The sequence below is a fragment of the Mycoplana sp. ABR4_002 genome (assembly GCF_056159645.1).
This window is the reverse complement of the sequence record NZ_JBSWVO010000001.1, coordinates 2504497-2519920: the sequence shown is the minus strand read 5'-3', so window position 1 is coordinate 2519920 and position 15424 is coordinate 2504497. Positions and strand designations below refer to the sequence as shown.

Sequence of the window (15424 nt, the reverse complement as noted above, 5' to 3'; positions counted from 1 at the left end):
ATTCGGCCAGCTCCAGAGTTGTGCTGAGGATAGGACTGTTCGACTTTGCGGTGAAGCGAAAAACGGCATCGCGCAACGCCAATTCCATGCGGCTGCAGCCGGTCAGTGCACGACCAGCATGCCCGCGTCGACCCGCCGCTTCAGGTTCCTGTCGACCGCCAGCCGGTCCTCGCAGGTGTGGAACCGCCCGGAACACTGCGCGCTCAGGCTGAGCAGGTCGTCAAACAGCGGCGAGCTGGGCAGGCCGGCCGCTGCGAGCAGGCGCGCGGCGAGAAAGGGGGCATCCTCTGCCTGCCGCAGGAGGCCGTAGTCGAGACCGGTGCCATAGGCCTGCACGGCGAAAAAGGTCTCGTAGATCGGCGAGCGCAGGTCGGTCAGGATCGGCCTGCCGGGATGCCGCGCCAGCATGGCATCGCGCGTGGCCGAGGACTGGTGGTCGCCGAACTCGGCAACGACGCTGCCGCGCGGTCCGGGCGCCGCACGGCGGCTTTCGAGGAACGCCCGGAGATCCGCCCGCGCCACGGCGACCCGACGCATGTATTCGTTGATGTCCGCGGCCTGCGCGAAGACATGCTTCGGGTCGGAAGGCGCCGGCAGCAGCACGCTGTCATAGGGGGCGTGGCTGTACATGGTCTGGATGTGCAGGAACAGCGGCCGACCGTCGTTCGCGCGGTGCTCGGCGACCAGCGCCTCGGCGTAGGAGAAGTAGTCGCTGTCACGCGCCGTCATCGGCTTGATGCCGAGGCGGTCGGCGTCATGGACCTCCTGGAAGCCGATCGACTTCAGAAACGGCCCCTCGTGCATCGCCATGAACTCCATCGGCATGATGCTGACCGTGCGGTAGCCGCAGCGCGCGAGCACCTCCGGCAGGGATCCCTTGACCCTGTCCTGCAGCAACTGCGTCACATAGGCCGCCTGCCAGCCGAAGTCGGCCGTCGACAGCCCGGTGAGCACCGAGAAGTTGGTCATCCAGGTGCCGCCGCCGACCGTTTCGACGAACAGCGGCTTGATCGTGCCGTCGCCGGAACGAAAGCTGTCGACGATCTCGGGCGGGGTCGTGATCTCCGGCAGCGCGAGCGGCGAGGTCTGGCTTTCCGAAAGGATCATGAACAGATCGGGCCGCGCCCGCGCCGGGCCGCAGTCGACCGTGTCTGCCAAGGGCTGTCCGGTCGGCAGGTGCGCCAGCCGGCGCGAGAGCGGCAGCCCCGTGACCAGATCCGGCAGGTTCCAGACCGACAGCGGTAGGGCGGAAGCGTTGTAGCCGCCGATGTAGGGCAGGAAGCTCGCCTCGTCCGGATCGTGCGCCGGATGGGCCGCATAGGCCGCCCCGGCGAGGGCGAAGACGGCGGGAAAACGAAGCGCGAGCGGTACCGCCAGCGGCCGGTCGGCGCGATAGAGCCGGGCGAGGAACAGGATCGCTCCGCTAAGCACCGTCACGGTGACGATGGCGATCGATGTGAAGTTGGCGACCAGAAACTCGATGACGGAGCTGTCCAGACCGGTGAAGACGAAGTCATAGGCATGCAGCGCCAGCCCCTTGAGCCGATGTTTCGTCATCGACACCAGGGCGGCCAGGACAACAAGCGTGCCTGCCGTGTAAAGCGAAAAGACGTAGCGCCGGGTCACCGCAAAGATCAGGGCGGCCATCGTCAGGGTGGCGGCGAAGGTATAGGGCATGAATCGCCAGCGCGTATCGAAATAACGCACGAGCACAAAGTAGACGACCGCGCTGACGAGTACGCCGGCGGGGTGCGTCAATGCCGCAAACAACCTTGCGATGTTTGGTCCGGTGAAGTTCATTGTTCGAAGGCCCCGCATGGCAGGCAGAATAGAGCAGGGCCGTGGTCGGCGTGACACAAAACTGTCATGACGGTTAACGCGCGGCAATGGCGGGCGCTACCGGTCCGGCAGGCCGTTGCTGCCGTTTGCCTTGGTCCACCGGCGGCGGGTCAGGCCCGCCGCCGACGGTCTGGGTAAATGCCCGACTATCCGTTGGACTTTCTTACCTTCTTCTTCTTGTTCTTGCCGGCCGGGGTGTCTTCATGCGGCCGTTCTGGCCGCGGTCCCTTGCCGCCGAAACCGGCGTGCCCGGGCCCCCTGTCCTTGAAATCCTTGCCGCGGCTGGGCTTCGCCTTACCCTTGTCTTTCCAGCCGGGCGCCCCGCCGGCGTCCCGGTCGGTCATTGCCCCGTCGCGTTCCTTGCGGATCGCGGCTTCATCGCGCGGATTCGCCCGATTCTCGAACTTCCGCTTGTCGTTGCCGCGCTCGCCGAAGTCACGCTCCTTGCGGAAGCGCTGTGGCTTGTCGAACGGCGGCTTGCCCTGCTTGCCGGGCGCCATGTCCGGCGCGCCATCCAGCGCCTTGACGCGGATGTTCTTGTCGATCAGCCGCTTCGGGCCGATCGTCGCCAGGAACGCCTCGGCAATCTCGGCGGAGAGTTCGACATAGGTCTCTTCCTGCTGCATCCGGATCGCGCCGATGTCGTCCTTGGTCAGATTGCCGGCGCGGCAGAGCATCGGAATCAGCCAGCGCGGCTCGGCGTTCTGCCGGCGCCCGACCGACAGCGAGAACCAGCGCCCTGCGCCAAAGTCTTCGCGCGGGCGGCGGGCGGGACGCTCGGATGCCTCCGCCGGGGCTCGCTCGCGCGCGGGGCGCTTGCGGCTCAGGTCCACCTCCGCGAGGTCCTCGGGCGCCGAGCGGCCGGCGCGGTAGAGGCGGACGAAGGCGGCGGCGACCTGCCGCGGCTCGAAGGCGGACAGAAGCGTGTCGACAAAGCCGCTTTCCTCCTCGGCGATCGCCTCGCCAAGCAGCGGGTCGGCCAAGAGCCGCTCGTCGTCACGGCGAAGGATGTCGTCGGCGGAGGGCGGCGAGGCCCACTCGGCCTTGATCTTGGCCAGCGCCAGCAGACGCTCGGCACGGCGCAGCGCGGGGAGGGGGACGATCAGCGCGCTGACGCCCTTGCGCCCGGCGCGACCGGTGCGGCCGCTACGGTGCAACAGCGTGTCCGGGTTGGTGGGCAGGTCTGCATGCACGACAAGCTCGAGATTGGGCAGGTCGATGCCGCGCGCGGCGACGTCGGTGGCGATGCAGACGCGGGCACGGCCGTCGCGCATCGACTGCAGCGCATGGGTGCGCTCGTTCTGGGTGAATTCGCCCGAGAGCGCCACCACCGAGAAGCCGCGATTGTTGAGGCGTGCCGTCAGGTGGTTCACGGCGGCGCGCGTCGAGCAGAACACGATCGCAGTCGGCGCCTCGTAATAGCGCAGCACGTTGATGATCGCGTTCTCGCGGTCCGCGGGCGTCACCGCCAGGGCCCGGTAGTCGATGTCGACGTGCTGACTGCGTTCGGCGGTCGTCGTCACCCGGATGGCGTCGCGCTGGTAGTTGCGCGCCATGTCCTCGATCGCGCGCGGAACGGTGGCCGAGAACATCAACGTGCGCCGGTCGAGCGGCGCGGCGTCGAGGATGAATTCGAGGTCCTCGCGGAAGCCGAGATCAAGCATCTCGTCGGCCTCGTCGAGGACGACGGCGCGCAGTTCGGACAGGTCGAGCGCGCCGCGGTCGATATGGTCGCGCAGGCGGCCGGGCGTGCCGACGACAATGTGGGCGCCGCGTTCCAGCGCGCGCCGCTCGTTGCGAATGTCCATGCCGCCGACGCAGGAGGCAATGGCGGCGCCGGTCTCGCCGTAGAGCCATTCCAGTTCGCGCTTGACCTGCAGGGCGAGTTCGCGCGTCGGTGCGATCGCCAGCGCGAGCGGCGCCGCGGCCGGACCGAAGCGGTCCGCGCCCAAGAGCAGCGTCGGCGCCAGCGCCAGGCCGAAGGCGACGGTCTTGCCCGAACCTGTCTGGGCCGACACCAGCACGTCCGCGTCGTTCAGCTTCGGGTCGGACACCGCCTTCTGGACGGGGGTCAGCGTGGTGTAGCCGCGTTTTGCCAACGCGCTCGCCATCGCCGGAGCGAGGCCTTCATATTCGGTCATCTCAGGTCTTTCGGATATCGTCGGTTAGGGCATCCCTCGCGATGGCGGGGGCCGTCTCGCGCCTGCGCCTGATGGCTGCAAGTGCTTGTCGCGGCGTTCCTACTGTGAAGCCGGGGAAATGTACAGGCACAATCACGCATGGGTACAGGGTCGGCACCGCCCGAGGCAGCATGGCGATTGTGTTTTTGCGTTGCACAAGATAGAAAGCGCCGCTGCCGCGAAAAAGCCAAGATGCTTCCGGCGGCCGGTGCCCGGGGGAGCGGGTGCCTGTAGGACCGGAGGATGCGCCCGATGCAGACCATCACCACCATCGCGGGCTTGCGCGCGGCTCTCGCGCGCCATCGCGCGGCCGGCAAGGCGATCGGCCTGGTGCCCACCATGGGCTATCTCCACGCCGGCCATCTTGAACTCGTCCGCCGGGCGCGCGCGGAAAACGCGGTCGTCGTCGCCTCGATCTTCGTCAACCCGCTGCAGTTCGGCGCCAACGAGGACCTTTCCCGATACCCGCGCGACCTGCCGCGCGACCAGGCCATGCTTGAGGCCGGCGGCGTCGACCTTTTGTTCGCGCCGACGGTCGCGGACATGTATCCGCGGCCGATGGAGACGGTGGTCGACGTGCCGACGCTCGGCGCCGAACTCGAGGGATCGGTACGGCCGGGGCATTTCGCCGGCGTCTGCACCGTCGTCACGAAACTTTTCAACATCGTTGGTCCCGACCGCGCCTATTTCGGCGAAAAGGATTTCCAGCAACTGGCCATCATCCGCCGCATGGTCGCGGATCTGGCGCAGCCGCTCGAGGTGATCGGCGTGCCGACCGTGCGTGAGGCCGACGGGCTCGCCTGCTCGTCGCGCAACGTCTACCTGTCCGAGGAACAGCGCGCCGCCGCCGTGGTCGTGCCACGCGCCCTCGACGAGGCGGACCGGCTGATCGCCGCGGGCGAGCGCAATGCCGGCAAGATCGAGAAGGGCGTGCGGTCCTTCATTGCCGCCGAGCCGCTGGCCGAGCCGGAGGTGGTCGCGCTGCGCGACCCCGTAACACTCGCAGAGATCGCCGAAGTCGGCGAGAGCCCCGTTCTTCTGTTGCTTTTCGTCCGGTTCGGTAGCACGAAACTGCTCGACAACCGGATCATCGGCGGCAAGGGCGGTCAAGCAGCAAAGGTAGCCTGAACATGAGCGTACATGCAACGAAGCGGCGTCTTGCCCCCGCGGACATCAAGGCCCTGAAGGGCCAGCGACCGATCGTCAGCCTGACGGCCTACACGACGCCGATCGCCAAGCTGCTCGACCCGCACGTGGATTTCATGCTGGTCGGCGACTCGCTCGGGATGGTGCTTTACGGGCTGGATTCGACCGTCGGCGTGACGTTGGAAATGATGATCGCGCACGGCCAGGCGGTGATGCGCGGCTCCAGCAATGCCTGCGTGGTCGTCGACCTGCCGTTCGGCTCCTACCAGGAATCGAAGGAGCAGGCCTTCCACAGCGCCGCGCGGGTGCTGAAGGAAACCGGCTGCAGCGCGATCAAGCTCGAAGGCGGTGCGGAGATGGCCGAAACGGTGGCCTTCCTGACCCAGCGCGGCATTCCCGTGCTCGGCCATGTCGGCCTGATGCCGCAACTGATCAATACCACCGGCGGCTACCGCTCGCTCGGGCGCAACGACAAGGAGGCGGAGAAGATCCGTCGCGACGCCACGGCGATCGACGAGGCGGGCGCGTTCGCCATCGTGATCGAGGGGACGGTCGAGCCGGTGGCGCGCGAGATCACCGGCACGCTGAGCGCCCCGACCATCGGCATCGGCGCTTCGCCGGCCTGCGACGGCCAGGTGCTCGTGGTGGACGACGTGCTCGGCGTCTTCACCGACTTCAAGCCACGCTTCGTCAAGCGCTTCGCGAATCTGGCGCCGCTGATGAGCGAGGCTTTCGCCGCCTATGCCGACGAGGTCAAGGCGCGGACCTTCCCGGCACAGGAACACACCTTCCAGGTCAAGCGACCCTGAAGGGTGCGTTCCGCTCCGGGCCCGCTGCCGCCGTGCCGTGCCGGCGGTCGGCGCAATGGTTCAGAAATTTCGATGAGTGCATCAGGCCAATTCAATTGCGCTGAACGCAGGTCGGGACTAAGCGGGTCTCCTGACGGTCAGGAGATGGTCCCTTGAGCAAGCCCGATTTCTTCGAAGGCCTGCGCGCCGGAACGCCGGTGTGCATTTCGGCCGCGCCCTTCGGCGCGTTGTTCGGCGCGGTCGCCGTGGCCAACGGGCAGACGATCGCCGAGGCCGCGCTGATGAGCATGACCCTCTTCGCCGGCGCCAGCCAGCTCGTCGGCATCGAGCTGTTCGGCCAGAAGATCGCCCCCTGGGTGATCGTGCTGTCGATCTTCGCGGTGAACTTCCGCCACATCCTCTATTCCGCCGCGCTCGTGCCCTACGTCCGGCATTTCACCCCGGTGCAGAAGTTCTTCGCCTTCTTCCTCCTGACCGATCCGCAGTTCGCCGAGACGGTCCGTCGGGGCGAGAGCGGGCGCAAGGTCAGCTTTGCCTGGTACATCGGCTTCGGGCTGGTGATCTACGTGCCGTGGCAGGTGATGACGGTGCTCGGCGGCATATTCGGCCAGCTCATCGGCGATCCGGAGATGATCGGCATCGACGTGTTGCTGCCGATCTACTTCATGGCGCTGGTCCTGGGTTTCCGCAAGCGGGCGAATTTCCTGCCGGTCGTCGCCATGAGCGGCGCTGCCTCCGTAATCGCCTACCACACCGTCGGCTCGCCCTGGCACGTCAGCATCGGCGCCATCGCCGGCATGCTGCTCGCCGCCGCGCTGCCGGTGAAGCGCGATGCCCGCCGACAGGGCGCGGCCGGGGAGGCTTGAGATGGACGGGCTTTTCCACCTCGACATGGTGCTGATCATCTTTGCCGGTGCGGTCGCCACCTTCTGCACCCGCATCGGCGGCTATCTGCTGATGATGCAGATGAAGACGATCCCGCCGCGGCTGGAGGCGGCGCTGAATGCCGTCCCGGCGGCGGTGCTGACGACGCTGGTCGCGCCGGCCTTCTTCACCGGCGGCCCCGACGTGCAGGTCGCCATGGCAGCCGCCCTGATCGCCAGCCTGCGCCTTTCCGTGCTGCCGATGCTCGTTGTCGGCTGGTGTGCGGTCATGCTGATGCGCTACGTGCTCGGCGGCTGACGACGGTCCATGCGATCGCCGGATCGGGGAGCGGCTGACGCCGGTCCGGCAGGCATGTCCGATGCTCAGACGCCGTGGCTGAACGGCGCGGTTGCGGCCGTCAGCCAGTCGCGGGCGCGCCGGTCCTCGATTAGCGGCATCAGCCCCTCGCGCGTGCGGGCGTGGTATTCGTCGATCCAGTGCAACTCCTCGCGCGTCAGGAGTTCGGTCAGGATCAGCCGCTTGTCGATCGGGCAGAGCGTCAGGGTGTCGAAGCCGAGCATCTCGGTATCGCCGCCCTTGACCGCGGCCGCCGGCAAGACGTGGATCAGGTTCTCGATGCGGATGCCGAAGCTGCCGGCGCGATAGTATCCGGGCTCGTTCGACAGGATCATTCCCGGCAGGATTTCCTGCGTCGACAGCCGGGCGATGCGCTGCGGCCCCTCATGCACGGACAGATAGGAACCGACGCCGTGGCCGGTGCCGTGCGCGTAATCGGCGCCGGCCTTCCACAGGGCGATCCGCGCCAGCGGGTCGAGGTCGCAGCCGCGCGTGCCCTTCGGAAAACGGGCGGTGCTGATCGCAATCATGCCCTTGAGGACCAGCGTGAAGAAGCGCTTCTGTTCCTCCGGCACGTCACCGATCGCAACCGTACGGGTGATGTCGGTCGTGCCGTTGATGTACTGCGCGCCGGAATCGATGAGGAACAGCGTGCCGTCGTCCAGCCGTGCATCGGTCTCGGTCGAGACCCGGTAGTGGATGACGGCGCCGTGGGCGGCCGCGCCCGCGATCGTGTCGAAGGATATATCCTTCAGCGGGTTCTGCATGCGCTCGCCCACCGCGGCGCGGCAAGCCTCGAGCTTCTTTGTCGCCGCGATCTCGGTGAGCGTGCCCGCAGGCGCGTAGTCCAGCCAGGCCAGGAACTCGACCATTGCCGCGCCGTCCTGCAGGTGCGCCTTGACCGAGCCGGCAAGCTCGACTTCGTTCTTGCAGGCGCGGGGGAGGCGGGCCGGATCTCCCGCCTCGACCACCGTGCCGCCGGCGGCCCGGATCGCCTCGGCCAGCGCGAACGGTGCCTGGTCCGGGTCGATCAGCAGCCGCTTGCCCGCCTGCGACAGGGCCGCGATCCGCTCCTCGAAGGCGGAGGGCGGGGCGACGTCGGCGAGCTGCGTGAGGTAGGCCTCCTCCTCGATCCCGGTCTTGCGCTTGTCGACAAAAATCTCCGCCTTGCCGTCGGCATGGACGATGCCGCGGGCGAGGGGGTGGGGGGTGTGCGGAACGTCGCTGCCGCGGATGTTGAACAGCCAGGCGATCGTCGAGGGATCGGTCGCCGCGAAGGCGTCGGCACCGGCCTCGCCGATCTTGCCGGCGATGGCGGCAATCTTGTCCTTGGCGAGTGCGCCCGCGAATTCCAGCGGCTGGATACGGACGCGACCGAGCGGCGCGGCCGGCCGGTCGGTCCAGAGACGATCGAGCGGATTGTGATCGAGCAGGACAAGCCTGCCGTCGACGCCGGCGAGCGCCTTTTCAAGCTTGCGCACCTCCGCCCCGGTGTGAAGCCAGGGATCGATGCCGAGCCGCAGGCCCTTCGTCGCGTGCTTGGGGAGCCACTGATGCGGAGGCTCGCCGACGAGGTCGCCGCGCTTGAAGACGCTGGCGTCGACCTGCTCGGCCAGCTGCGTCACGTAGCGGCCGTCGACGAACACCAGCGCTTCGCCGCGCAGCACCAGCGCGATGCCGGCCGAACCGGTGAAGCCCGTCAGCCAGGACAGCCGCTCGGCGCTTGCCGGCACGTATTCGCCCTGGAACTCGTCCGCGCGCGGCACGAGGAAGCCGTCGATCCCGAGCGGGTCGAAGCTGGCGCGCAGCGCCTCGACGCGTTCGCGGCCGAATTGCGGGGTAGAGGTGACGTCAAAACTCTGGAACATGGCTTGTTTCCGAACGGGGATGGATTCGTCGAAACCCTAGTGCATCCCGGGGGGATTGGGAATCCGCCGCGGTTGACTATCGGCTTCGGCGTCGCGCGGGAGCGTCTCGAAGCTTGGCGATCGGCGCTGGCCTGATTCTTGACCCATGCGTTTTGCGCATATCTCCCATGAGCAAATTCTTCTGTCATAAATTTTCGGCTCGGCTATAAAGCGGCCATCGAAACGAACGCAAAAAGCGCTCGAAACGAAATTAAAACGAAGGTTTCGCCGCAAGGCGTTCCAGCTAGGTGCTCCGATCAGGCGCTTGCCCGGTCACTCCTCCTCCCTCCTGCGGGTAGGCGTTCGGAGCACTTGGATGTCCGCTCGAGCGCTCCTCCTCCTCAGGCTCGCGGACAGGTCGGGAAACCGGCTGATGGGCGGTGCCTCTGGCACCGCCTTTTCTCTTTCCAGAGCCTTCCGGCCGCAACCCTGCGCGGCCGGAAGGATTCCTGTCAATCTCTCCAGGCGAAGGCGGATGGCGGCCGCCGCGCCAGGTCCGCTCGACCGGCCTCAGGGCCGGTCGAGGTGGATCGTCACCCAGCCGTTGCGCCAGATGGTGCGCACGTGGCGCAGCCCGGCGCCGCTATAGGCGGCGATCACCTTCCAGCGCTGGCTGGCCAGGATTCCCGACAGCACGACCTGTCCGTGCGGCGCCAGATGCGCCACCAACTGCGGTGCCATGCGCATCAACGGGCGGGCGAGGATATTGGCGATGATCAGGTCGAATGGGCCATGCCGGCGGAAGGCGGTGTGATGAAATCCGGGCGCCGTTTCGAGGGTGATGCCGGAGGCGATCCCGTTCTTGCGCACGTTCTCGCGGGCCACCCTCGTTGCAATCGGATCGATGTCGGTCGCCAGCACCGGGATCGGTGCGAGCCGGCGGGCGGCGATGGCGAGCACGCCGCTGCCGGTGCCGAGATCCAGCGCGGAGCAGATCCTGCGCGAACGCATCACGGCCTCGATCACTTCGAGGCAGCCGGCGGTCGTGCCGTGGTGGCCGGTGCCGAAGGCCTGGCCGGCGTCGATCTCGATCGCGATCTTGCCCGGCCCGGCCGTGCCGCGGTCATGCGAGCCATGCACGACGAAGCGCCCGGCGCGCACCGGCTGCAGCCCCTCGAGCGACTTGGCGATCCAGTCGACGTCGGGGATCTGCTCGCGCTTGATGTCGGCGCCGGGAAAGTCCGCCTTCAGCAGCGCGGCGAAACGCGCGCGGATCTCCTCCTCCTCATCGGCCATCAGGTAGACCGAGGCCTCCCAGACGTCGGCCTTCTCGTCGATCTCCATGGTGGCGATGGCATAGCCCTCGTCCTCGAAGGCGTCGGTCATCAGCGCGAGGATCGCGTTGGCGTCCTCTTCGGTCGTGGTGATGAAAAGGCGAATCTCGCTCACGGTCGGGTCGTTCCCTGCTTGCCGGGCCGATCGTGTCCGGCCCGTTCCCTGCGGCATCCGCTAGCATGTCTGGCACACGGAGCAAAGCTGTTCGGCAGGCTGGCGCGCCGGGTCCGGCGCGGTGATCACAGCCTCTGTGCCGGCCCCGGCTTCCATGGCGGCACAGGGATCACCCCTCGATGAGGTTCTCCAGCTTCTGGACGGCCACGTCCGGGCTCTCGCCATAGGCGATGGTCCCCCGGAAGCGGCCTTCCCGATCAAGCAGGAAGACGGATGCGGTGTGGTCCATCGTGTACTCGCCGTCAGGATTTTTCTCGTCGACCGGCACCTTGCGGGCGTAGACACGGTAGCCCTTGACCATCTCCATCACCTTGTCCGCCGGGCCGGAGATGCCGGTGATCCGACTGGAGACGTTGGACACATAGCTGCCGAGCACTTCCGGCGTGTCGCGCTCGGGGTCGACGGTGACGAAATAGGCCTGCATCTTCGAGCCGTCCGGGTCGGTCTTTGCCAGCCAGCCATCGAGTTCGAACAGCGTCGTCGGGCAGACCTCCGGGCAATGGGTGAAGCCGAAGAAGAGGGCGGTCGGCTTGCCGGCGAAGGCCGCCTCGGTGATCGGGCTGCCGTCCTGGGCGACGAGGGTGAAGGGTACGCCGAAGGGCCCCTCGGCCAGCTTCTCGCCGGCACTCTTCCATTCAATGGTGACCCAGCCGAGCAGGCCGGCAAGGACAGCGATGGCGATCCAGAGCGCTATGCGTACGGTTTTCATGCAATTTTCCCAATTTCCGGCCTGACGGCCACGTTTGCCGTTGTCTTAAATCGCTGGCGGGCAGCGCGCAAATGCGCCGATCGCCGCAACCGGCCTCTCGCGAGAAAGTGATCGCCTGAGAGCTTAGAAGCACCAGGAAAGGCCGCTTTCGGCCATCGAGAGCAGGATCGAGGACCCGTGCCCGATCCAGCCGGCAAAGGCCAGCGAGAACAGGACGGCGAGAAGCGCAAGCCCAAGGGCGTAGGCAATGCCGGTCCGGACGGTGGTGCGGTTCTGGTTCATGGCGACAATGTAGTGCAAATCCGGAGGAAACGAAATGCGGCGACGCCCGATCGCGGCCGGGCGTCCCGAGGCCGGGACCCAACGGATCTGGGAGCGATTCTTAGGGGTTGCTTAATCTCTGTTTGCGAGGCTGCCGGGGCGTATAGGGCCGCCCGCGGTCCGTCGGGCATGAGGTCCGCAGGCCGCCGAGGCCTCCCGCGCATTCGCGAATCCTGCCGCCGCAATCTGGGAAGAGTCCGATCCATGTCCAACGCCATCAAGCAAACCGGCGCCTACCTCGAAATCGTCTCGTTTCACCTGGGCGACCAGGAGTTCTGCATCGACATCATGGCCATCCGGGAAATTCGCGGCTGGGCCCCGGTGACGCCGATGCCGCACACGCCGCCCTACGTGCTCGGGCTGATCAATCTGCGCGGCGCGGTGATCCCGGTCATCGACATGGCCTGCCGACTCGGCATGAAGATGACGGAGCCGTCGGAACGCTCGGCCATCATCGTCACCGATATCGCCGGCAAGCTGGTCGGGCTGCTGGTCGAGCAGGTCTCGGACATGATGACCATCAAGAGCGAGGACCTGCAGCCGGCGCCGGAAATCATCCCCGAAGCCCAGCGCGCCTTCTGCCGCGGCATCGTCGCGCTCGAGAAGACCATGGTCTGCTTCCTCAACCTCGATACGGTCATCGCCGACGAACTGGCACAGGCGGCCTGATCGACGAAGTGGCCGAACGGCACCGAGGACCCCGGCAAGCGGCCGGGGCCTTGGCATTTGCGCGCCCCGCCGAAGCCGACACGCGCCGCGGGCGGTTTCTCGATCCGCAGCCGTTGCGCTAAGATCACGCTCACGACCGCCCTCGGCCTGCATCCCGCCCGACCGGAGTACCGCTGATGAAATGCCTGCTGCTCGTCGACCTGCAAAACGGCTTCTGTCCCGGGGGCAACCTTGCGGTCGCCGGCGGCGATGAGGTGATTCCGGTGGCGAACCGGCTGATGGCGGAGGGCGGCTACGACCTCGTGGTGGCCTCGCAGGACTGGCATCCGGCCGACCACGGCAGCTTCGCCTCCCAGCATCCCGGCAAGCAGCCGTTCGAAACGGGAGAACTGAAAGGGCGGCCACAGGTGCTCTGGCCGGACCACTGCGTCCAGGGGACGACGGACGCCGATTTCCATCCCGCTCTCGACATGTCCGCGGTGCACCACATCCAGCGCAAGGGCATGGATCCGCTGGTCGACAGCTATTCGGCCTTCCGAGACAACGAGCGCACGGCCCATACCGGGCTTGCGGACTACCTGATCGGCCGCGGGGTCACCCGGCTCGACATCGGCGGACTGGCCACCGATTACTGCGTGCAAGCGAGCGCGGTCGACGCGGTCGAGATGCTGCCCGGCGTGCGCGTCCGCTTCATCGATGACATGAGTCGCGGTATCGCTGCCGAGACGATCGCGGCGGCAAAGCAGGCGATGGCCGAGGCGGGCGTCGAGACGGTGACCTCGGTCGAAATTTTGCGCGAGGCAGGCGCCGGCTAGGCGGCCAAGTGGAACAAACCCTGCGAGCGGGCATTCTCCTTGCCAAAGCGCCAGCCGCGCCCAGGGAGAAAAAGATGAAACCGCTCGCAGCCATCGCCTCCATCCTTCTTGCCTCCGTTGCCGGATCGAGCTTCGCCGCCACGACGATCGACGGCATGACCGTGCCGGTGCCGACGCCGCGCCCGGCGGTCACGGAAATGGCGCAGGCCGCGGCCGACAGCGGCAAGCCCGCAGCCGCCGCGCCCACCGCGACCTGGGCGGATCCGATGACCACCGGCGCGGTCAAGCCGGGCGGCCCGGGCGCTGAAGACCTCAAGGCCGTGGATATCACGAGGATTACGGTCATGCGGGTCGACGAGATGTCAGACGAGAACGAGCGCGACCGCTACCGCCATATGGCGGACGGCCCGTCTGCGGATGTGGGCCGTCTTCAGGCCGATATCCGGGACATTCCGGATCTGGCAGCCGCCCTGCAGGCAAGGCAGGTCGATGTCGAGGATATCGTCGAGGTGCAACGCAACGCCGACGGCAGCGTCACCTTCATCGTCATGTGACGTCACCAGAGGACGGCGCCCGCACGCGCGGGCGTCCGCTAGTCCGGCTTTCCCTTCGCCCAGGTGACGTCGCCGCCGAACAACGGCACCGTCGAGATCGACATCTTCGCCGACCCGTCGGTCAGTTCGCGCGAGTGGGCCAGATAGATCAGCGTATCGTTCTTGCGGTCGTAGATCCGCGTTACCACCAGCTTCTTCCAGACCAGTGACAGGCCGGCCTTGAAGACCTCCTCGCCACTTTCGGAAAAGTCGATGTCGCCGATCGTGATCGGGCCGGTCTGCCGGCAGGCGATGGCGTTGTTGGACGGATCCTCGAACCAGTTGCCCTTTTGAAGGCGGTCCAGCACGCCGCGGTCGAAATAGGTGATGTGGCAGGTGACGCCCTTGACCTCCGGGTCGCTGACGGCGTCGATCATGATGTCATTGCCCATCCAGTCCACACCGACTTCACCGACGGTCTCGGCCGAGGCGCTGGCTGTGGCAAGGGAGAGGGCGGCCACAAGGGCGAGGCGGAAGCACGGCACGGTCATCGTTCGTTCTCCTTGCACTTCGACGTCCGCGGGCGAGGAGCCGCCCGCGCATTTGCCGGATCAGGCGCCCTTGGCGGCCGCGATCGTCGCGCGCACGGCGTCCCGGTCGGTCAGCGTCAGTTCGTATTCGCGGTCCTTTTCGGTGCCGCCCATGCCAACATGCGGATTGCGGAATTCCATGCCGCTCGGCACCGTCTTCAGCGCGGCGAAATGCATCTCGCGGAGATCCGCGCCGTCGCGCACCGCCTTGATGTTGTCGGCGTCGAGCGCGCCGCAGCCCATGATCACGATGCGGTCAGCCGCCTGCCGGTTGATCGACGCCAGGATCTCCAGGCCTTCCAGCGCGGTGTCGCGCTGGCCGGAGGTCAGCACCCGGTCGACGCCGCAGCGGATCAGCGCCTCCAGCGCCTCGGCGGCGTCGGCGGTCATGTCGAAGGCGCGGTGGCAGGTGACCGACATGGGTCGCGCGGCCTCCACCAGCGCCTGCATGCGTTCCTCGTCGATGCGGCCGTCCGCCGTCAGGCAACCGATGACGACGCCGGCGACGCCCTCCGGGCGCAGGGCATGAATGTCCTCGCGCATCGTCTCGAACTCGGTCTGCGAGTACAGGAAATCGCCGCCGCGCGGGCGAATGATCACATGCACGGGAATGCGCGCCGCCTTCACCGCCGCACGGATCGTCGCCAGGCTCGGCGTAAGGCCGCCCTCCACCAGGCTGGCGCACAGCTCGACGCGGTCGGCGCCTGCCTCCTGAGCCGCCAGAAATCCGTCAATGCCTTCGACGCAGAGTTCGATGAGCGGCGCTGCCATGCAAAATGTCTCCCATGTGTGCCATCTGTGATTCCGCGGGCACGTTAGGGCGGCCGGGCCGCGTCGGCAATGGGGCTTGGCGAGCCGGTGCCGCTATCGTTGCGGGCAGGTGCCTGTTGTGAATTGTCCTTTTGCCGGACGCGCCGTATTCTCAGGGACGTTCCGGCCGGAATGCCGGCCACAGCTTCTGGAGGGATCCATGGGGCGGAAATTTATCGATTGCCGGGAATATCCGAGCGAGATGCAATGCTCCATCGCGATTTCGGCGGATAGCGACGAGGAACTCGTCGAGGCTGCGGTGCTGCATGCCGTGTCCGTGCACGGCCATCACGACACGCCCGAGTTCCGTGCGGAGATCCGCAAGGCCATCCATGACGGCATGCCGCCGTTGAAGTGGCCGATCCACGCGGTGCGTTGATCGCCGGCGTCCCTGCCGTCCGACCGGCTCAGGGCCAAAGCCACCCG

Annotated in this window: 16 protein-coding genes; 8 read left to right on the top strand and 8 right to left on the bottom strand. The window is 67.1% G+C overall.

What is annotated here, in order from left to right:
• Positions 1-102: 102 nt before the first annotated feature.
• On the bottom strand, positions 103-1758 hold the full coding sequence (locus ACXAGF_RS12155) for a sulfatase-like hydrolase/transferase (protein WP_475017358.1): 1656 nt from the start codon (positions 1756-1758) through the stop codon (positions 103-105).
• Between the two features lie 227 nt (positions 1759-1985).
• Entirely contained in the window at positions 1986-3980 is a 1995-nt protein-coding gene (locus tag ACXAGF_RS12150; protein WP_475017355.1) for a DEAD/DEAH box helicase, read from the bottom strand.
• 291 nt (positions 3981-4271) lie between these two features.
• On the opposite strand from ACXAGF_RS12150, the gene panC reads away from it, so the two are divergent.
• From panC to ACXAGF_RS12130, 4 genes are all read left to right on the top strand, one after another.
• Positions 4272-5147: a pantoate--beta-alanine ligase gene (panC, locus tag ACXAGF_RS12145; protein WP_475017353.1), complete on the top strand. Its 876-nt coding sequence runs from the start codon at positions 4272-4274 to the stop codon at positions 5145-5147.
• Between the two features lie 2 nt (positions 5148-5149).
• Positions 5150-5974 carry a 3-methyl-2-oxobutanoate hydroxymethyltransferase gene (panB, locus tag ACXAGF_RS12140; protein ID WP_475017351.1) on the top strand — a complete coding sequence of 275 codons (825 nt, stop codon included), beginning with the start codon at positions 5150-5152 and terminating at the stop codon, positions 5972-5974.
• Between the two features lie 152 nt (positions 5975-6126).
• Positions 6127-6840 (top strand): AzlC family ABC transporter permease, encoded by a 714-nt coding sequence (locus ACXAGF_RS12135; protein ID WP_475017349.1) that lies wholly within the window; start codon positions 6127-6129, stop codon positions 6838-6840.
• 1 nt (position 6841) lies between these two features.
• Positions 6842-7156, top strand: coding sequence for an AzlD family protein (locus ACXAGF_RS12130; protein WP_475017347.1), 315 nt, complete (start codon positions 6842-6844; stop codon positions 7154-7156).
• Positions 7157-7221: 65 nt separating this feature from the next.
• Here ACXAGF_RS12130 and ACXAGF_RS12125 read toward each other — a convergent pair whose 3' ends face one another.
• The 4 genes from ACXAGF_RS12125 to ACXAGF_RS12110 form a co-directional block, all read right to left on the bottom strand.
• Positions 7222-9063 (bottom strand): aminopeptidase P family protein, encoded by a 1842-nt coding sequence (locus ACXAGF_RS12125; RefSeq protein WP_475017345.1) that lies wholly within the window; start codon positions 9061-9063, stop codon positions 7222-7224.
• 549 nt (positions 9064-9612) lie between these two features.
• Complete coding sequence (locus tag ACXAGF_RS12120) at positions 9613-10491, bottom strand: 50S ribosomal protein L11 methyltransferase (protein ID WP_475017343.1); 879 nt, start codon at positions 10489-10491, stop codon at positions 9613-9615.
• A 169-nt stretch (positions 10492-10660) separates the two neighbouring features.
• Positions 10661-11260, bottom strand: a complete 600-nt coding sequence (locus ACXAGF_RS12115) for an SCO family protein (RefSeq protein ID WP_475017341.1) — start codon at positions 11258-11260, stop codon at positions 10661-10663.
• 123 nt (positions 11261-11383) lie between these two features.
• Positions 11384-11542, bottom strand: a complete 159-nt coding sequence (locus ACXAGF_RS12110) for a hypothetical protein (protein ID WP_475017339.1) — start codon at positions 11540-11542, stop codon at positions 11384-11386.
• A gap of 243 nt (positions 11543-11785) precedes the next feature.
• Between ACXAGF_RS12110 and ACXAGF_RS12105 the strand changes: the two genes are divergently transcribed.
• From ACXAGF_RS12105 to ACXAGF_RS12095, 3 genes are all read left to right on the top strand, one after another.
• The gene (locus ACXAGF_RS12105) at positions 11786-12250 is read left to right on the top strand and encodes a chemotaxis protein CheW (RefSeq protein ID WP_075292239.1); all 465 of its coding nucleotides are present in this window, start codon (positions 11786-11788) and stop codon (positions 12248-12250) included.
• 176 nt (positions 12251-12426) lie between these two features.
• A complete protein-coding gene (gene pncA / locus ACXAGF_RS12100; protein ID WP_475017335.1) occupies positions 12427-13065 on the top strand; it encodes a bifunctional nicotinamidase/pyrazinamidase in 639 nt (212 codons plus the stop codon).
• Positions 13066-13073: 8 nt separating this feature from the next.
• On the top strand, positions 13074-13619 hold the full coding sequence (locus tag ACXAGF_RS12095; RefSeq protein WP_475017334.1) for a hypothetical protein: 546 nt from the start codon (positions 13074-13076) through the stop codon (positions 13617-13619).
• 38 nt (positions 13620-13657) lie between these two features.
• Here the strand turns inward: ACXAGF_RS12095 and ACXAGF_RS12090 are convergent, their stop codons facing one another.
• Both ACXAGF_RS12090 and ACXAGF_RS12085 read right to left on the bottom strand, forming a co-directional pair.
• Positions 13658-14149 (bottom strand): CreA family protein, encoded by a 492-nt coding sequence (locus tag ACXAGF_RS12090; RefSeq protein ID WP_475017332.1) that lies wholly within the window; start codon positions 14147-14149, stop codon positions 13658-13660.
• 60 nt (positions 14150-14209) lie between these two features.
• A complete protein-coding gene (locus tag ACXAGF_RS12085; RefSeq protein WP_475017330.1) occupies positions 14210-14959 on the bottom strand; it encodes a copper homeostasis protein CutC in 750 nt (249 codons plus the stop codon).
• A 199-nt stretch (positions 14960-15158) separates the two neighbouring features.
• Between ACXAGF_RS12085 and ACXAGF_RS12080 the strand changes: the two genes are divergently transcribed.
• On the top strand, positions 15159-15377 hold the full coding sequence (locus ACXAGF_RS12080) for a DUF1059 domain-containing protein (protein ID WP_475017328.1): 219 nt from the start codon (positions 15159-15161) through the stop codon (positions 15375-15377).
• Positions 15378-15424 lie beyond the last annotated feature (47 nt).